The sequence below is a fragment of the Bacillus cereus group sp. BfR-BA-01408 genome (assembly GCF_022663305.1).
Lineage (GTDB): Bacteria > Bacillota > Bacilli > Bacillales > Bacillaceae_G > Bacillus_A > Bacillus_A pacificus.
This window is the reverse complement of sequence record NZ_JAKUFF010000082.1, coordinates 1-17,643: the sequence shown is the minus strand read 5'-3', so window position 1 is coordinate 17,643 and position 17,643 is coordinate 1. Positions and strand designations below refer to the sequence as shown.

Here is a 17,643-nt window from a genome sequence, read left to right as displayed (position 1 = left end):
AATTGTTGAACATCAAGGATTAGAGAAAGTAATGAGTTTTTTAAATGGTTACGGTTTTGGAACGAAGCTTTCTATTAAGATTTACCAACAATATAAAGAGATGACATTAGAAGTGATTCGTAATAATCCATATCAGCTTATTGAAGAAGTGGATGGAATTGGATTTGGAAGAGCGGATGATATAGGACGTGCGTTAGGGATATCGGGTAATCATGATGATCGTGTACGTGCGGGATGTTTTTATACGTTAGAGAATGTATCATTACAACTTGGTCACGTTTATATGAGAAAAGATCAACTTGTAAGAGAAACGATGTCACTTTTAAACAATCAAGAAGGAAGAGTGACGGAGGAAGACATTATAGGTTGTATTGAAATGATGCAAAGTGAAGGGAAAGTCATCATAGAAGAAGAACGAGTGTATTTGGCATCGTTATTCTACTCTGAAAAAGGTGTTGTAAAGTCTATTCGCAGGCTCATGAATCAGGAGGAAACACCTTCATTCCCTGAAGCAGAAGTGTTAAAGACGTTAGGTGAAATTGAAGAACAACTGAGCGTACAGTATGCACCACTTCAGCAAGAAGCAATTCAAACGGCACTTCATAAACCGATGATGTTATTGACAGGTGGACCAGGAACAGGAAAAACAACAGTTATTAAAGGAATTGTTGAAATGTATGCGTCACTTCACGGGCTATCGTTAAATCCGAATGAATACAGTGATGATAATCCATTTCCGATATTATTAACGGCTCCAACAGGAAGGGCAGCGAAGCGAATGAGTGAATCGACAGGACTTCCAGCTTGTACAATTCACCGTTTACTTGGCTGGACGCCAGAAGGGTCTTTCCAGCGTAATGAAACAGATCCGGTACAAGGGAAGTTGCTTATTATTGATGAATTTTCAATGGTTGATATTTGGCTTGCAAATCAGCTGTTTAAGTCATTGCCGACGAACATTCAAGTTATCGTTGTAGGTGATGAAGATCAATTACCATCTGTAGGACCTGGACAAGTATTGAAAGATTTATTGAATGCAGGTGCAGTTCCAACTGTAAAGCTTACTGAAATTTATCGTCAAGCGGAAGGTTCATCAGTAATTCAACTTGCTCATGCGATAAAAAATGGAACACTCCCACCAGATTTAGCGCAAAATCAAAAAGATCGTTCATTTATCGGCTGCACAGGAGCTCAAATTGTTGAGGTTGTTAAGAAGGTTTGTGAAAATGCTAAGACAAAAGGTTTTAGTGCAAGAGATGTACAAGTATTGGCCCCGATGTATCGTGGACCGGCCGGTATTAATGTACTAAACGAAGCGTTGCAAGAAGTATTTAATCCGAAAAGGGAAAAGAGTAAAGAAATTGCTTATGGTGATGTTGTATATCGAAGAGGCGATAAAGTCTTGCAACTCGTTAATCAGCCGGAGAGTCAAGTGTTTAATGGTGATATCGGAGAAATTGTTTCGGTGTTTTATGCAAAAGAGAACGTTGAGCAACAAGATATGATTATCGTTTCATTTGATGGAATTGAGGTAACATATACAAAACCAGATTTAAATCAAATTACACATGCCTATTGCTGTTCCATTCATAAATCGCAAGGTAGTGAGTTTCCGATTGTAATTATGCCGATAGTAAAAAGTTATAATCGTATGTTACGTCGTAATTTAATTTATACTGGTATTACAAGAAGTAAGAAGTTCCTTATTATTTGCGGGGAGGAAGCTGCTTTCCAGTCTGGTGTAAACCGCCTTGATGATGCAATGCGTCAAACGACTTTAGCGAGTCGATTGCAGGAATCGCAAGGAGAAGTACAGATGGTAACAGTGAATGGCGAAGAAATGGACGTGGAAAACATTTCACCGTATGATTTCATGTAAAAAGGTGAAATTATATAGTGAAACTTTCAAACGTATAACGTTGAAAGGCTCCAGCAATGTATAAATGAATGCAGTTTGGAAATAATGGCGAATAGAATCCGGGAGACTGTAAGGAGATGAACGCCATATGTTTATTTGTCCAAATTGCAAAGGAAAAGACATTGGGAAAATAGGTGTCAACCAATTTTATTGCTGGAATTGTTATATCGAATTATCGGTTTCAAAGGGGAAAATCCATACGCATCAAGTAGAAGAAGATGGTTCGTTAAGTTCTCTTGATGATTTATTTGATGAGAATGAAAGAACGATCGGATAACGAAAAGGGGGATTTACTTTGAATCTACGCAATTCATTAATCGCATTAGGTGTTGGAGCGGCAGCATATCAATATGCTCGCAAACAAGATGTCTTTTCAAAACGCAATATGAAAAAAGCACGTAAGATGATTAAATCTTATTTATAAGCGTAAAAAACTCCCTTCATCAACAAGGGAGTTTTTTTATGCATTTGTATGCAAATATAAAAGTCCAATTTCAGAGAAGAGATAAGATAGGCCGTAACATCCAACGCCAAGCATTCCGTAATGAAATAAATGCTTCGCTCTTTCTTTTCGTGAGGAACGAATAAAGAAACCTTTCCAAATACCAAACCCGATACAAATCCATTCAAGAATCATAAAAAGTGCTGATAATACGAGCATAAATAAAACCATTATGAGCCCTCCTGATTAAATTGTTTCACGCTGCGTTCTCAGGGGTGGTTGTCCTTGTTATGTATATATATGTGCGTCTTTACAAAACAGTATGGTCTGCACAAAAAGATTTTAAAACTTTTGCACATAACCTACCCTATTTATTTTCACAATAAAGGTGGAGGAGGTTTTTCGTGTGAAGAATCTTAAAATCATTTGGATATACCGTTTAGGATTATTGTTACTTGTCTTTCTTTGTTTGCTCGTCTTTTTAAAAATTAAGCCGCTATGGGCACCGATTATTTTTGTATGTAAAGTGGCCATTACACCGTTTCTTATCGCGTGTTTTATTGCGTATTTATTGCATCCTTTAATTGAAAAAATTCATAAAGAAGGGATGCCGCGCACACTCGCTATTTTGCTCATTTACATCCTTTTCTTTGGCGGAATTGGTTATGGAATTTATAAAGGAACGCCGGTTGTGATTAAGCAATTACAAGAAATCAATGAACAATTCCCGCAGTTTACAAAAATGTATGATTCTTGGATGGATGGTGTTACAGAACAAACAGCGAACTTCCCGTCATTTATTCATGAAAAGGTGAAACAAATTTTTGTTGGAGTAGAGACGAAGATACAAGCACTTTTAAATAAAGTGATGAGCACAGCTCGCGGTGTACTGGATTCGTTACTCATTATTTTCTTAATTCCGTTCATTGTATTTTACATATTAAAAGATTACGGCGAGTTTTATCATATTTTTTGGAAACTAGTTCCGAGTAAGTGGCGTAGTACGGGGCAAATGCTGGCGAAAGAAATTGATAAATCACTTGGAAGTTATATTCGAGGACAGTTATTTGTTTGTTTAGTATTAGGGGGCGTATCTGCTCTTTCCTTTTGGTTTATCGGTATGAAATATCCATTGTTACTCGGTATTATTATTGGGGTGACGGATATAATACCGTACTTTGGCCCTATTTTAGGGGCGATTCCGACATTAATGATTGCGGCAACGGTATCAACAAGTTTACTCATTAAAGCGGGGATTGCGATTGCTATTTTGCAATTCGTAGAAAGTAACATTTTATCCCCTTATATCGTTGGTAAGTCCCTTCGCATGCATCCTGTCATTATTATGCTTGCACTACTAGTTGGGGGAGAAGTGGGAGGAATTGTAGGGTTATTAATATCAGTTCCTATTTTAGCGGTTATTCGTACAGTAATCGTTCATGTAAGGCCTCTTTGGAAAAAAGAAGATATGCAATAGGAAGGCCCTCTACTTATAAGAGTAGAGGGCTATCATTATTTAGAGAGTTGTTCGTTTATTTTTTGAACGAGAGAGCTTACATCATTTGTTTGAATATGTTTTATTTTTTTCCATTCATTATCATACATAAATACAATTTGATTGCTGAAAAGTCGCTGTTTTTCTTTTAAATTAGAAATTTTCGCGAAAGCGTACTCTTCAAATAATGGGTTCTTACTTACATCTGGTCCATAAAAGAAGAGGCGTTTGTTCGTTAAAATTAACAATCCCGGCCTTGCGACGGAACGATAAATAAATATGTCTAGTGAACAGGCTACGTAAAACAATATTGTTTCATCAGTCTTTAACATATTTTTAGCTTTGCTCAATAAGGTTGTCACTATAATCGCTCCTTTATTATTAATAATTTAATTATAACAAAAATGAAATATTCGGAAAAGTACGCGGGAGTAGTACAATTTAGTAATACATGCATAATATATGAAAAGGCTGTTAAGAATGAATAGTAGAATAGCTATGATTAATAAGTAATTGATATAATATAAATGATTATCTACATTGACAAACTTAAGAGAATTCTATTATATTTAGTCATATAATACATTAAATCAATGACGGAACAAGTACGTTACAGTCCATTTATAGAGAGAAGCTTCCATATGGCTGAAAGAAGCTTTAAATGAAGGGTAACAGAAAGCTAATCCTGAGAGCAGCTAATCACTGCCGTTTTGCCACGTTACGGCACCATGAGGTGATGAATTGATTCATATAGTAATCAATTCATAATTAGGGTGGTATCGCGAGTTAACTCTCGTCCCTTTTATAGGGGCGGGAGTTTTTTATATTTAAGGAGGAAAATACAATGAAACAACTAACAGGCGCACAAATTCGTCAAATGTTTTTAGACTTTTTCCAAGAAAAAGGACATGCAGTAGAACCTAGTGCATCACTAGTTCCACATGAGGATCCATCTCTTTTATGGATTAACAGTGGTGTAGCAACATTAAAAAAATATTTTGATGGACGTGTAATCCCGCAAAATCCACGTATTACAAATGCTCAAAAATCAATTCGTACAAACGATATTGAAAACGTAGGGAAAACAGCTCGTCACCATACATTCTTTGAAATGTTAGGGAACTTCTCAATCGGCGATTACTTCAAAGAAGAGGCAATTACTTGGGCTTGGGAATTCTTAACGAGCGACAAATGGATCGGATTCGATAAAGAATTATTATCCGTTACAATCCATCCAGAAGATGAAGAAGCATTCACAATTTGGAATGAGAAAATGGGTGTTCCAAAAGAGCGTATCATCCGCTTAGAAGAAAACTTCTGGGACATCGGTGAAGGACCAAGTGGACCGAATACAGAGATTTTCTATGACCGCGGAGAAGCTTACGGTAATGACTTTAGTGACCCAGAATTATATCCAGGAGGAGAAAACGAGCGTTACTTAGAAGTATGGAACCTTGTATTCTCTCAATTTAACCATAATCCAGATGGTTCATATACACCACTTCCTAAGAAAAACATCGATACAGGGATGGGTCTAGAGCGTATGACATCTATCGTTCAAGATGTACCTACAAACTTTGACACGGACTTATTCATGCCGATGATTGGTGCAACAGAAACAATCTCTGGCGAGAAATATCGTAATGGTGACTTAGAAAAAGATATGGCGTTTAAAGTAATCGCTGACCATATCCGTACAGTAACATTCGCTGTTGGTGACGGCGCTCTTCCATCTAACGAAGGCCGTGGTTATGTATTACGTCGTTTATTACGTCGTGCTGTTCGTTACTCTAAGAAATTAAACATTAACCGTCCGTTCATGTTTGAATTAGTACCGGTTGTTGGAGAAGTAATGAAAGACTTCTATCCAGAAGTACTTGAAAAGAAAGATTTCATTGCAAAAGTTGTGAAAAATGAAGAAGAGCGTTTCCACGAAACACTTCATGATGGTGAAGCAATTTTAGCTGAAGTTATTGCAAAAGCGAAAGAAGAAAAAACAACTGTTATTTCTGGAGTAGATGCGTTCCGTCTATATGACACATACGGTTTCCCAATTGAATTAACAGAAGAATATGCAGAAGAAGCTGGTATGACAGTTGATCATGAAGGCTTTGAAAATGAAATGGAAAAACAACGTGAGCGCGCACGTGCTGCTCGTCAAGACGTTGATTCTATGCAAGTTCAAGGCGGTGTCCTTGGAGAAGTGAAAGTAGCGAGCGAGTTCGTTGGTTACGGTACGGTTGCAACAGAAAGTAACGTTGTTGCACTTGTGAAAAACGGTGAATACGCAGACAGCTTGCAAGCAGGTGAAGAAGGACAATTAATGCTTGATGTAACACCATTCTATGCTGAGAGCGGCGGACAAATTGCAGACCGTGGTTACCTTCTTGCTGATGGTGTGAAAGTTCTTGTAAAAGACGTACAAAAAGCACCAAACGGCCAAAACTTGCACAAAGTTGTAGTTGAAGAAGGTACATTAACGAAAGATGCGGCTGTAAAAGCTATTATCGATACGAAAAACCGTAGTAGTGTTGTGAAGAACCATACAGCAACTCACTTACTACACCAAGCGTTAAAAGACGTACTTGGAACGCACGTTAACCAAGCGGGTTCTCTTGTAACTTCTGAACGTTTACGCTTTGACTTCTCTCACTTTGGTCAAGTACAAGCTGACGAATTAGAAAAAATTGAGCGTATCGTAAACGAGAAAATTTGGGAAAGTATTGATGTTGAGATTTCTCAAAAAGCAATCGAAGAAGCGAAAGAAATGGGCGCAATGGCATTATTCGGTGAAAAATACGGTGATGTTGTACGCGTTGTACAAGTTGGCGACTATAGTTTAGAGCTTTGCGGTGGTTGTCACGTTGATAACACAGCTTCTATCGGTATTTTCAAAATCGTTGCTGAGTCTGGTATTGGTGCAGGAACTCGTCGTATTGAAGCAGTAACTGGTAAGTCTGCTTATGAATTAATGAACGATCAAGTAGGTTTATTAAAAGAAGCAGCTGGAAAAATGAAAACAAATCCAAAAGACATTTTAACAAGAGTAGATGGTTTATTTGCTGAAGTAAAACAACTTCAAAAAGAAAACGAATCTCTTGCAGCAAAATTAAGCAATATTGAAGCTGGAAACTTAACTGATTCAGTAATGACAGTTGATGGCGTGAACGTATTAGCGGCAAAAGTAAATGTTGCAGACATGAACAACTTACGTACGATGATGGATGACCTAAAAAATAAATTACAATCTGCAGTTGTCGTATTAGCGTCTGTAAATGATGATAAAGTAAACATCTTAGCTGGCGTAACGAAAGATTTAATTAGCCAAGGATACCATGCTGGTAAACTTGTGAAAGAAGTAGCTTCTCGTTGTGGCGGTGGCGGTGGTGGCCGTCCTGATATGGCACAAGCGGGCGGTAAAAACCCAGCGCAAGTTGAGGAAGCTTTAGCGTTTGTACAAGAGTACGTTAAATCTGTTTCAAAATAAAGAGATAGTAGTGTACAATGGTAGGGAGAGGAGAAGTTCTTCTCCCTATACTTACTATATAAGTGAGGTGCTTGAAATGGACGGTTTTGATAAAACAATGAAGTTTAGCATTCAAGATGAAAAACAGAGTGTCCATGTAAATGATGTACTTTTAACTGTGTATGATGCACTTCAAGAAAAAGGCTATAATCCGATTAACCAAATCGTCGGTTATTTATTAAGTGGAGACCCAGCATACATACCTCGCCATAAAGATGCGCGAAGCATCATTCGCAAGCTTGAACGTGATGAATTAATTGAAGAGCTTGTGAAGTCTTACTTGAAACATCATCGTGAGGAGTAATTTATGCGGATATTAGGTTTAGATGTAGGTACAAAAACAGTCGGAGTTGCAATTAGTGACGAAATGGGCTGGACAGCGCAAGGGCTTGAAACAATCAAGATTAACGAAGAACGAGGTCAATTTGGTTTTGACCGCATTTCTGAGTTAGTAAAACAGTATGATGTGGACAAGATAGTAGTAGGTTTACCTAAAAATATGAATGGTACAATTGGCCCACGTGGTGAAGCATGCCAACAATTTGCAGAAAACCTACGAGAGCTGTTACAATTAGACGTTGTAATGTGGGACGAGCGTTTGTCAACGATGGCAGCGGAACGTCTACTCATTTCGGCCGATGTAAGCCGTAAGAAGCGAAAGCAAGTAATTGATAAGATGGCTGCAGTCGTAATCTTACAAGGATTTTTAGATAGTAAATAAGAGGTGACCAAAATGGAAGAAAATCAAATTACAATTGTAGACGAAAAAGGTAACGAACATTTATGTGAAATTATTTTCACTTTTGACGCTGAAAAATTTGGCAAAAAATCATACGTAGTCTTCTCTCCAATCGGTGAAGTAGACGAAGATGGAGACCAAATTTATGATGCAATGGCTTATGAGCAAAATGAAGAAGAGGGCGGAACTTTACTTCCAATCGAATCTGAAGAAGAGTGGGAAATGGTACAAGAAATGTTCAACACTCTAGCTGATGAGCAAGAAGCTGAATAATAAGTACTGAAAAGGTGGACGGTATATCGTCCGCCTTTTTTATATGTAAAATGAAAGATTTTTTGTCGAAACTGCGTAATCCTTTGTAGTATAATGAGACGGATTGTAGAAAATAAAGTATCTGTCAAAAATGATAGGTAAATGTATTGTGATTTTTTATCGTGTTGTATAGAAAGATGTACATATGGCCTACAATTGAATAAGGAGGAAGAGTTTTGGTAGAGAATCAAGTGAAAAAGAAGCGTAGACGCATTTTTTTATTCTCGATAATTGCACTGCTTTTAGTTTGTGGTTCAGTCTATGCGTATATTTCATCCGCATTAGGACCGGTTGATAGCGGGAATAAAAAAGAGATTGAAGTAGAAATTCCAAAGGGATCATCTACTAGTAAAATTGGTGAGATTTTAGAAGGAAAAGGTGCTGTGAAAAACGGTACAGTTTTTAGTTTTTATACAAAGGCTAAATCTAAAAATTTACAAGCGGGTACATATTTATTAAATCCTTCAATGAGTGCAAAAGATGTTATTGAGCAAATGTCATCTGGTAATGTACATCGTCCAGCTCTTTATAAAGTGACGGTAAAAGAAGGGGCACAAGTAACTGAAATTGCAGAAACGGTTGCAAACGAATTAAAGTGGAATAAAGATGATGTTGTACGTCAATTAAACGATAAAGCATTTATTCAAAAAATGCAGCAAAAGTATCCCAAGCTGTTGACGGATAAAATCTTTGATAGCAATATTAAATATCCATTAGAAGGTTATTTATATCCTGCGACGTACTCTTTCTATAAAAAAGATACGACGTTAGAAGAAATTGTCATTCCAATGCTTGAGAAAACGAATGCAATCATTGTTCAAAACGAAGCAAAAATGAAAGCGAAAAACTGGGATGTTCATCAGCTTTTAACATTGTCTTCACTTATTGAAGAAGAGGCAACAGGCTTTACAGATCGTCAAAAGATCTCTAGTGTCTTTTATAATCGTTTAGCAAAAGGTATGCCGCTTCAAACGGATCCAACGGTATTATATGCACTTGGAAAGCATAAACAACGTGTATTATACGAAGATTTAAAGATAAACTCACCGTACAATACGTACGTTGTGAAAGGATTGCCGGTGGGCCCGATTGCAAACTCTGGTAAACATTCAGTGGAAGCAGCGCTAGAGCCTGCGCAAACAGATTATTATTATTTCTTAGCTGCACCAACTGGTGAAGTGTACTATGCGAAAACATTGGAAGAGCATAATGCACTAAAGCAAAAATATATTACGAAAAAACAGTGAAATGGGGAGGGATAGCGAAAAAGGTCGCACATCCCTCTTTTTTGTGGTAAAATATATCGGGTTAAAAACTGGCAGAAGAATCGTTTTTAATATCAAAACGGGACGTACAAGCTAAGGGTAAAGCTGGCTTGTATTTTTATTGCATTCTATGTGTGAAAAGACGTCATAGAGGCACTTCTCCATGTAAATAAGGAGGACCATTATGGAGGATGCAGTTAACGAGTACCTATTATCATTTATTGATCCGAAAGATAAATTAATTCTTGAAATGGAAGACTATGCGAAAGAAAATCATGTGCCAATTATGGATCGACTTGGAATGGAATTTATGTTGCAATTTTTACGTTTAATTGGACCGAAGAGCATTTTAGAGCTAGGTACAGCAATTGGCTATTCTAGTATTCGTATGATGCAAGCTATTCCAAATTCTCGCATTGTGACAGTTGAGCGCAATCGCGATCGATATGAAAAAGCACTTGAATATATAGAACGTTCACCAGTTAAAGAGCGTATTTCCGTTATTTACGGTGATGCGTTAGAAACAGGCGAGCAAGTAGAAGAACATGGAACATTTGACGTTATTTTTATTGACGCAGCAAAAGGACAATATCGTCGCTTTTTTGACCTATATGAACCGTTATTAAATCCTGGTGGCGTAATTATTTCAGATAATGTTATGTACCATGGCCTTGTAACGACGAAAGAGAAAATTGAAAACAGACGTACACGTGGTTTAATCCGTCGTATTAAGACGTACAATGAATGGCTTATGAACCATGAAGGATATGATACAACGATTTTCCCAATTGGTGATGGAGTAGCTGTTAGTAAAAAGAAAGGGTGACCAAGGTATGAAGAAACCAGAATTGTTAGTAACACCAAAAGCAGTGGCGGATATCGAACCTCTTGCGAAAGCAGGAGCAGATGCGGTAATGATCGGTGAGCAAAAGTTTGGTTTACGTTTAGCAGGGGAATTTTCACGTGAAGATGTGAAACAAGCTGTGAAGATTGCACATGAAAATGGTGTAAAAGTATACGTAGCAATGAATGCTATGTTCCACAACGATAAAGTAGAAGAATTAACAGACTATGTTGCATTTTTAAACGAAGTACATGTAGATGCAATTGTTTTCGGAGATCCAGCAGTATTAATGGCGGTTCGCGAAGTAGCGCCAAATATGCAATTGCACTGGAATACAGAAACAACAGCAACAAACTGGTTTACTTGTAACTACTGGGGACAAAGAGGAGCAAAACGTGCTGTATTAGCTCGCGAGCTTAGCTTAGATGAAATTGTTGAATTAAAAGAAAATGCTGAAGTGGAACTTGAAGTGCAAATTCACGGTATGACTTGTATGTTCCAATCGAAGCGTTCGTTAGTAGGAAACTACTTTGAGTATCAAGGACGTCATCTTGACATCGAAAAGAAAAAATATGAAGAGAATATGTTCTTATATGACCCAGAGCGTAACAATAAATATCCAATTTATGAAGATGAAAATGGTACTCACATTATGAGTCCAAATGATATTTGTTTCATCGATGAGTTAGAAGAGCTAATTGATGCTGAAATTGATAGCTTAAAAGTTGATGGTGTACTAAAAAGCTCTGCATACATTATTGAGGTAACGAAGAAATATCGTAAAGCAATTGATTTATGTGTAGAAGATCGTGATGCGTATTATGACGTGAAAGATGGCTTATATAAAGAGATAGAAGAAATGCAACCGGTGAATCGTCCGTTAGATACAGGATTCTTCTTTAAAGAGACGGTTTACTAAACGAGGAGGGTGTAGGAAATGACTGTACAAGAAATTTCACGAGTGATCGATGGCAAACGCGTTATTGTGAAGAAACCTGAACTGTTAATCCCTGCGGGTAACTTAGAAAAATTAAAAGTAGCTATCCATTACGGAGCAGATGCTGTATATTTAGGTGGACAAGAATTTGGTCTTCGTTCGAATGCAGGTAACTTTACACTGGAAGAAATGGCAGAAGGTGTGGAATTTGCAAAGAAATATGGAGCAAAAATATATGTAACAACAAATATCTTTGCACATAATGAAAATATGGACGGGCTAGAGGAATATTTAAAAGGGATTGAAAAAGCTGGCGTAACGGGAATTATCGTTGCTGATCCGCTTATCATTGAGACTTGTAAACGTGTAGCGCCTTCTGTTGAGGTGCATTTAAGCACACAGCAATCACTATCCAACTGGAAAGCAGCACAGTATTGGAAAGAAGAAGGTTTACATCGTCTTGTATTAGCTCGTGAAGCAAGCTATGAAGAAATGAAAGAGATTAAAGAAAAAGTGGATATTGAAATTGAAGCATTCGTCCATGGTGCAATGTGTATCGCATATTCAGGAAGATGTACGCTAAGTAACCATATGACAGCGCGTGACTCTAACCGTGGTGGTTGTTGTCAATCTTGTCGCTGGGATTATGATTTAGTTCAAACAGTATCACAACATAAAGATGCAAAAGAGCTTCCTCTATTCCAAGAAGAAGATGCTCACTTTGCAATGAGTCCAAAAGACTTAAATTTAATTTTATCAATTCCGAAAATGATTGAAATTGGAATTGATAGCTTAAAAGTTGAAGGACGTATGAAATCAATCCATTACGTAGCTACTGTAGCGACAGTATACCGTAAAGTAATTGATGCATATTGTGCGGATCCTGATAACTTTGAGTTTAAACAAGAATGGTTAGATGAGCTTGATAAATGTGCAAATCGTGATACAGCTCCTGCATTCTTTGAAGGGGTTCCAGGACATCAAGAGCAAATGTTTGGAAATCATAGTAAGAAAACAACGTATGATTTCGCTGGTTTAGTGTTAGATTATAATGAAGAAACGGGCATCGTAACGATTGAGCAACGTAATCATTTCAAACCAGGACATGAAGTGGAGTTCTTTGGGCCAGAAATAGAAAACTTTACGCAAACGGTGGAGAAAATTTGGGATGAGGATGGAAACGAATTAGATGCAGCGAGACATCCGTTGCAAATCGTGAAATTCAAAGTGGATCAACCAGTGTATGTGAATAATATGATGCGCAAAAGCATACTTCAATAAGAAAGAGTGATAGTCGAATGGGGACGAATAAGCCTGTTGTAATTGGAATTGCTGGTGGTTCAGGGTCAGGTAAGACAAGTGTAACGAAAGCGATTTTTGACCATTTTAAAGGTCATTCCATTTTAATCTTAGAGCAAGATTATTATTACAAAGATCAAAGCCATTTACCAATGGAAGAGCGTTTAAAAACAAATTATGATCATCCATTAGCGTTTGATAATGATTTGTTAATTGAACATTTGCAGCAGTTGCTTGCATATAAACAAGTAGAGAAACCTGTATATGACTATACATTGCATACGCGTTCAGATGAAATTATTCCAGTTGAGCCGAAAGATGTAATCATTTTAGAAGGAATTCTTATTTTAGAAGACCCACGTCTTTGTGAGTTAATGGACATTAAGTTATTCGTTGATACAGATGCTGACCTTCGTATTTTACGCCGCATGCAGCGTGATATTAAAGAACGTGGTCGTACGATGGATTCAGTTATTGATCAATATGTAAATGTTGTACGTCCAATGCACAATCAATTTATTGAGCCTTCTAAGAAATTTGCGGATATTATTATCCCTGAAGGTGGACAAAACCACGTTGCAATTGATATTATGGTTACAAAAATTGCAACAATTCTTGAACAAAAAGTAAATTTGTAATAGCATAGTAAAAGATATACGATAGGAAGGGATTTTTTCCCTTCCTATCGAATACAATGAAACATGCAACCTCATCTATATATAGGTGAGGGCATATTTATATCAACTTTCCATACATATCTTCTTTATATAAAGAAGAATTGGGAATACGGGGTTGTATGTGACAACTCCGCTAGTACAGGCGTGCTAGAAACCTCCGCTTTACATATAAGCGGGGGAGTTTTCATATGGAACTCCTCTTTTTTTCGGGGGATTGGTATATAAAAGGAGTGGAAAATATGGCAACAGAAAAAACATACCCTATGACGCAAGAGGGTAAGCAAAAGCTAGAGAACGAACTTGAGGATTTAAAAACGGTAAAACGTAAAGAAGTTGTAGAGCGCATTAAGATTGCACGTAGCTTCGGAGATCTTTCTGAGAACTCTGAGTATGATGCAGCGAAAGATGAGCAAGCGTTCGTAGAAGGACGTATTACACAATTAGAAAACATGATTCGTAACGCAGTTATCATCACAGATAACGGTGAAGAATCTACAGTTGTTACATTAGGTAAAACAGTAACATTTAAAGAACTACCAGATGGAGATGAAGAAGCTTACACAATCGTAGGTAGCGCAGAAGCAGATCCATTTGAAGGAAGAATTTCTAACGATTCTCCAATCGCAAAAAGCTTATTAGGTAAGCAAATTGGCGAAAAGGTAGCAATCCAAACTCCAGGTGGAGAAATGCAAGTAGAGATTATCTCTGTAAAATAATTAAAAATCACTCGTGTAAAAGCGAGTGATTTTTTTATCCCGCATTAACGGGCAGTAAGACCCCCCACCTCAAAAATCAGCGAAAGCAAAGAAGTTAGGTGGAGGTCAGGCTGCTCGTAAAAGCCCGATTGGTGAGGGCTGATTAAAGTTTCACTTTATTTGTATAAAAAATGAAACACTCCGTCCAAACTATAGTAGACGAGGTGTTTTTTTATGAAAATAAAACAGAGAATTACAATTGTTTTAATTTGTTTTATATGTGTCATGTTTATGTTACTTTGTCGTTTAATTCAAATACAAATTATAGATACGGAATCATTTACGGATCGTAAGATTAACTTAATTGAAAAAAGTGTTACACAACGGACGCAATCCATTACGGTAGATGATGGACGCGGCCATTTTATAGATCGTAATGGTAAGGAGATAGGTGAGAAAAAGTATCCTGTTTTAATTGTTTTTCCATTTCTACAATTAAAAAATGACATGTTGGAGAAAATTGCGCATATCATTGGTATGTCGAGACAAGAGATTGAAAGTCAAATGAAACATAAGAAAAGTGCATTTATCCTGCAAAGAGGAAATGAACCACTTCGCTTGGAACGAGAGCAGATGGAGAAGGTGAATCAATTAAATGTATTAGGCATTGTAGTAGCTGAAGTTCGTTTGCGGCAAACTAGCGTGATGAATCATTTAATTGGTGATGTGGGTGAGAATGAACGAGAATTTCAAAAACGATACGGAGAAGTTAGAAAAATTTCAAAACAAACACCGATTGGCATTTCAGGATTGCAGCAATCATTTGATGAATTTCTTTTGACCGATGGAGAGGCAAAAGTATTGTATCAAGTGGATCGGCAAGGAGAACCGATTTTTGGAAAACAAGCGAAATATACATCGCCTGGAAATCCGTTTTATCCAGTGACGGTTCAAACTACTTTACATAACGAGTTACAGAAAAAAGCAGAAGAAGTAGTTGAAGCAAGTGAAATTAAGAAGGGAGGAGTAGTGCTACTTGATATAAAGAAAAATGAAATTTTAGCGATGGTTAGCAAACCATCTGTACAGGTGAAAGATGAGAGTTTATATAAAACTACACTTGAAAATCAAATGTTAACACCACACTTTCCCGGTTCTGTTTTTAAAACAATAATTGCGGCGGCAGCGATTGATCAAAATGAAAATGTTTTTAATCGCGTATTTAATTGTAATAAAGATTTATATGGTGAAGATCACCCACAAGTTAAGATGGGGACACTTAGTTTTAAAGAGAGCTTTGCTAGAAGCTGTAACAGGACGTTTTCAGAGTTAGGAAATGAGCTAATACAAAAGGATAAGATGGTGTTAGAAACTTATGTAGAGGCTTTAGGAGGCGCTGAGAAGGTTGGATGGAGAGGTTCTGTATTTCATACAACTCATTTTGAGCAAATGCCAGAGGAGAAAAGTGTTACGATTTGGGGGAGTGAAGGAAATAAGAATAGTAAAAAAGCGGTAGCGCAAACAGCAATTGGACAGAAAGATGTACGTATGTCACCGCTAGCGATTGCAAATATGATGGCGACGATTGCTAGAGGGGGAGAAAAGATGGAAGTGAAAGCTGTTGAAAAAATAATGTATAAAAATGGAGCGGATTTTTATACATTTGAAGACCATACATTAGGTGGAAAACAGCTTTCATATGAAACAGTGAAAACATTACAACAGTTATTAAGGAGCGTTGTAACAACGGAAAAAGGCACAGGATCGGCATTCAAGTCGTTACCACTAAGTGTCGCTGGAAAATCTGGGACAGCACAAACAGGAAAAGGAACGAAAGAGAATCGATGGTTTGCAGGTTATTTTCCATATGAAAATCCAAGGTATGCTTTAGTTGTCGTGGATATAGAAACGAATAGCGATGTAAATAAAGTTACACCTATTTTCAAATCTATCGTAGAATCAATCTATCGATTAGAGAATGAAAAGTAATCTTGCAATTCATAGTAAAATGTTTTCATTTCATGAAAATATTATTGTAAATGTTCAACCTTTCTAGATTTAATGTTACAATAGCAAGTATGAAAAACTGCATGGAGGTTTGAAGAATGGCAGGAGGATCTAGATTCCAACAGAAACAACAAAAACGTCGTCAAAACGGTGTTTTAAATATTGCAATCGCTATTGTACTAGTAGCAGTAGCTATTGTAGCATATCAATTGTTTGTTCCTGACACGAAAGAGCAAGCGTCTTCTAGCGATAAAAAGGTAGCTCAGCAAACAACGAAAGAGAATAAGTCTGAGAAAGCTAAAGGCAAAGAAGAGACGAAGAAGAATGAACAAGAGAAAACAGAGGCTAAGAAGAAAGAAGAAGAAGAGAAGCTAAAGGCTGAAGAAGAACAGAAAAAAGCTGAAGAAGAAGCGAAAGCTAACGAGAAAGTACCAGCTGAAAAAACACAGCCAAAGGCAACTGACGCTTATACGAAACCTTCTTGGAAGCCAGTAGGCACAGAGCAAGGTGCAACACCTGCGATGACGTTTAAAAAAGGTACAGCAGATTGGAATGAGATGAATCAAGCGATTTCAGCTGCAATTGACGTTCCAGTAGAGCAATTAATTATTCATCGAATCGGAAATAACGGTAAGAATAAAGCTTACGGTAACGTACAAGATAAACAAACAGGTAAAAGATATTATGTAAATATTGATTGGGTAGACAATGAAGGCTGGAAACCAGTACTTGTTCAAACTCTAAACTAAAAAAGAGAAGCTCCTAAGGAGCTTCTCTTTTTTAGTTAGCGTAATTTCTTTAATTTAAAATGAACAACCGCGCTATAATATGGTCTTTTACTTTCAGGATCCATAACCATTTGATGCGAGATGTGATGAACTTCAAGCATAAGTGCTTTATTATTATCGATTTGTTCACTGATTTTTCGTTCTAAAGAAGCTAAGTCTCCCGCTTCAAAAAATTCTACTTTATCTTCTAACATTTCAAAGGTAAATGACATGAAGACGGCCCCTCTCCTATGTAATCAACTATAGTGTAACAAAGAAAAGAAGGAAATACCATGTACATTTCAATTGACATTTTTAGAAAGAGGGAATATCATACTGATAAAACCGATAAGAAAAAGGGGAATTTTTATGGGTACAGAATTTAATGGTTTATTTGATGAGTGGGCTCATACGTACGACTCATTTGTACAAGGCGAAGATATACAATATAAAGAAGTTTTCGCCCATTATGAGGACATTTTAGAGGATGTAGTTAACAAGTCATTTGGTAACGTATTAGAATTTGGTGTCGGTACAGGTAATTTAACAAATAAATTATTACTTGCTGGCCGCACAGTTTACGGTATAGAACCGTCACGTGAAATGCGCATGATTGCAAAAGAGAAATTGCCAAAAGAGTTTTCCATTACAGAAGGTGATTTTCTTTCGTTTGAAGTTCCGAATTCCATTGATACCATAGTAAGCACCTATGCATTTCAT

At 37.1% G+C, this 17,643-nt stretch carries 20 protein-coding genes and 1 other annotated feature; of the genes, 17 read left to right on the top strand and 3 right to left on the bottom strand.

Translation table 11 applies throughout. From position 1 onward, the window contains the following. From recD2 to MR083_RS22955, 3 genes are all read left to right on the top strand, one after another. Window positions 1-1,879, top strand: a 1,879-nt coding sequence (gene recD2, locus MR083_RS22965; protein WP_242269888.1) for an SF1B family DNA helicase RecD2, incomplete at its 5' end; no start/stop codon positions are given. A gap of 127 nt (window positions 1,880-2,006) precedes the next feature. Then, window positions 2,007-2,195, top strand: a complete 189-nt coding sequence (locus tag MR083_RS22960) for a hypothetical protein (protein ID WP_000469281.1) — start codon at window positions 2,007-2,009, stop codon at window positions 2,193-2,195. An 18-nt stretch (window positions 2,196-2,213) separates the two neighbouring features. Continuing rightward, the gene (locus tag MR083_RS22955; protein ID WP_001053553.1) at window positions 2,214-2,342 is read left to right on the top strand and encodes a YrzQ family protein; all 129 of its coding nucleotides are present in this window, start codon (window positions 2,214-2,216) and stop codon (window positions 2,340-2,342) included. Window positions 2,343-2,378: 36 nt separating this feature from the next. Here MR083_RS22955 and MR083_RS22950 read toward each other — a convergent pair whose 3' ends face one another. Next, window positions 2,379-2,591: a hypothetical protein gene (locus MR083_RS22950; RefSeq protein ID WP_000242550.1), complete on the bottom strand. Its 213-nt coding sequence runs from the start codon at window positions 2,589-2,591 to the stop codon at window positions 2,379-2,381. Between the two features lie 175 nt (window positions 2,592-2,766). Between MR083_RS22950 and MR083_RS22945 the strand changes: the two genes are divergently transcribed. Continuing rightward, window positions 2,767-3,837, top strand: coding sequence for an AI-2E family transporter (locus tag MR083_RS22945; RefSeq protein WP_000793116.1), 1,071 nt, complete (start codon window positions 2,767-2,769; stop codon window positions 3,835-3,837). 35 nt (window positions 3,838-3,872) lie between these two features. On the opposite strand, the gene MR083_RS22940 is transcribed toward MR083_RS22945, so the two are convergent. After that, on the bottom strand, window positions 3,873-4,217 hold the full coding sequence (locus MR083_RS22940) for a PH domain-containing protein (protein WP_000209593.1): 345 nt from the start codon (window positions 4,215-4,217) through the stop codon (window positions 3,873-3,875). A 222-nt stretch (window positions 4,218-4,439) separates the two neighbouring features. Then, window positions 4,440-4,659: a binding site (T-box leader), on the top strand. 40 nt (window positions 4,660-4,699) lie between these two features. Here MR083_RS22940 and alaS point away from each other — a divergent pair. From alaS to MR083_RS22880, 12 genes are all read left to right on the top strand, one after another. After that, window positions 4,700-7,342, top strand: a complete 2,643-nt coding sequence (gene alaS / locus MR083_RS22935) for an alanine--tRNA ligase (protein WP_000811832.1) — start codon at window positions 4,700-4,702, stop codon at window positions 7,340-7,342. A 76-nt stretch (window positions 7,343-7,418) separates the two neighbouring features. Continuing rightward, window positions 7,419-7,685, top strand: a complete 267-nt coding sequence (locus tag MR083_RS22930; RefSeq protein ID WP_000348590.1) for an IreB family regulatory phosphoprotein — start codon at window positions 7,419-7,421, stop codon at window positions 7,683-7,685. A gap of 3 nt (window positions 7,686-7,688) precedes the next feature. Continuing rightward, entirely contained in the window at window positions 7,689-8,102 is a 414-nt protein-coding gene (gene ruvX / locus MR083_RS22925; RefSeq protein WP_001221197.1) for a Holliday junction resolvase RuvX, read from the top strand. A 12-nt stretch (window positions 8,103-8,114) separates the two neighbouring features. After that, a complete protein-coding gene (locus MR083_RS22920) occupies window positions 8,115-8,393 on the top strand; it encodes a DUF1292 domain-containing protein (RefSeq protein ID WP_000392247.1) in 279 nt (92 codons plus the stop codon). A gap of 215 nt (window positions 8,394-8,608) precedes the next feature. After that, entirely contained in the window at window positions 8,609-9,679 is a 1,071-nt protein-coding gene (mltG, locus tag MR083_RS22915) for an endolytic transglycosylase MltG (RefSeq protein WP_000230089.1), read from the top strand. A gap of 202 nt (window positions 9,680-9,881) precedes the next feature. Beyond that, a complete protein-coding gene (locus MR083_RS22910) occupies window positions 9,882-10,523 on the top strand; it encodes an O-methyltransferase (RefSeq protein WP_000389089.1) in 642 nt (213 codons plus the stop codon). Between the two features lie 7 nt (window positions 10,524-10,530). Further along, window positions 10,531-11,460: a peptidase U32 family protein gene (locus MR083_RS22905; protein WP_242269887.1), complete on the top strand. Its 930-nt coding sequence runs from the start codon at window positions 10,531-10,533 to the stop codon at window positions 11,458-11,460. 18 nt (window positions 11,461-11,478) lie between these two features. Beyond that, window positions 11,479-12,759, top strand: coding sequence for a peptidase U32 family protein (locus MR083_RS22900; protein WP_000217969.1), 1,281 nt, complete (start codon window positions 11,479-11,481; stop codon window positions 12,757-12,759). Between the two features lie 17 nt (window positions 12,760-12,776). Beyond that, a complete protein-coding gene (gene udk / locus MR083_RS22895) occupies window positions 12,777-13,415 on the top strand; it encodes a uridine kinase (RefSeq protein WP_000537087.1) in 639 nt (212 codons plus the stop codon). A gap of 278 nt (window positions 13,416-13,693) precedes the next feature. Further along, a complete protein-coding gene (gene greA / locus MR083_RS22890) occupies window positions 13,694-14,170 on the top strand; it encodes a transcription elongation factor GreA (protein WP_000179963.1) in 477 nt (158 codons plus the stop codon). A 213-nt stretch (window positions 14,171-14,383) separates the two neighbouring features. After that, window positions 14,384-16,138, top strand: coding sequence for a peptidoglycan D,D-transpeptidase FtsI family protein (locus MR083_RS22885; RefSeq protein WP_242269886.1), 1,755 nt, complete (start codon window positions 14,384-14,386; stop codon window positions 16,136-16,138). A gap of 116 nt (window positions 16,139-16,254) precedes the next feature. Then, window positions 16,255-16,905: a YrrS family protein gene (locus MR083_RS22880; RefSeq protein WP_000897107.1), complete on the top strand. Its 651-nt coding sequence runs from the start codon at window positions 16,255-16,257 to the stop codon at window positions 16,903-16,905. A 35-nt stretch (window positions 16,906-16,940) separates the two neighbouring features. On the opposite strand, the gene MR083_RS22875 is transcribed toward MR083_RS22880, so the two are convergent. After that, entirely contained in the window at window positions 16,941-17,156 is a 216-nt protein-coding gene (locus MR083_RS22875) for a YrzA family protein (protein WP_000010984.1), read from the bottom strand. Between the two features lie 136 nt (window positions 17,157-17,292). On the opposite strand from MR083_RS22875, the gene MR083_RS22870 reads away from it, so the two are divergent. After that, the coding region (locus tag MR083_RS22870; protein WP_242269885.1) for a class I SAM-dependent DNA methyltransferase at window positions 17,293-17,643 on the top strand (351 nt) is incomplete at its 3' end.

Excerpts from the sequence above, each read along its gene's own strand:
- MR083_RS22905 (WP_242269887.1), top strand. The coding sequence starts at position 10,531 with ATGAAGAAACCAGAATTGTTAGTAACACCAAAAGCAGTGGCGGATATC.
- alaS (WP_000811832.1), top strand. The coding sequence starts at position 4,700 with ATGAAACAACTAACAGGCGCACAAATTCGTCAAATGTTTTTAGACTTT.
- MR083_RS22930 (WP_000348590.1), top strand. The coding sequence starts at position 7,419 with ATGGACGGTTTTGATAAAACAATGAAGTTTAGCATTCAAGATGAAAAA.
- MR083_RS22875 (WP_000010984.1), bottom strand. The coding sequence starts at position 17,156 with ATGTCATTTACCTTTGAAATGTTAGAAGATAAAGTAGAATTTTTTGAA.
- MR083_RS22880 (WP_000897107.1), top strand. The coding sequence starts at position 16,255 with ATGGCAGGAGGATCTAGATTCCAACAGAAACAACAAAAACGTCGTCAA.
- MR083_RS22950 (WP_000242550.1), bottom strand. The coding sequence starts at position 2,591 with ATGGTTTTATTTATGCTCGTATTATCAGCACTTTTTATGATTCTTGAA.
- MR083_RS22885 (WP_242269886.1), top strand. The coding sequence starts at position 14,384 with ATGAAAATAAAACAGAGAATTACAATTGTTTTAATTTGTTTTATATGT.
- MR083_RS22920 (WP_000392247.1), top strand. The coding sequence starts at position 8,115 with ATGGAAGAAAATCAAATTACAATTGTAGACGAAAAAGGTAACGAACAT.
- ruvX (WP_001221197.1), top strand. The coding sequence starts at position 7,689 with ATGCGGATATTAGGTTTAGATGTAGGTACAAAAACAGTCGGAGTTGCA.
- MR083_RS22910 (WP_000389089.1), top strand. The coding sequence starts at position 9,882 with ATGGAGGATGCAGTTAACGAGTACCTATTATCATTTATTGATCCGAAA.
- MR083_RS22960 (WP_000469281.1), top strand. The coding sequence starts at position 2,007 with ATGTTTATTTGTCCAAATTGCAAAGGAAAAGACATTGGGAAAATAGGT.
- udk (WP_000537087.1), top strand. The coding sequence starts at position 12,777 with ATGGGGACGAATAAGCCTGTTGTAATTGGAATTGCTGGTGGTTCAGGG.
- MR083_RS22900 (WP_000217969.1), top strand. The coding sequence starts at position 11,479 with ATGACTGTACAAGAAATTTCACGAGTGATCGATGGCAAACGCGTTATT.
- greA (WP_000179963.1), top strand. The coding sequence starts at position 13,694 with ATGGCAACAGAAAAAACATACCCTATGACGCAAGAGGGTAAGCAAAAG.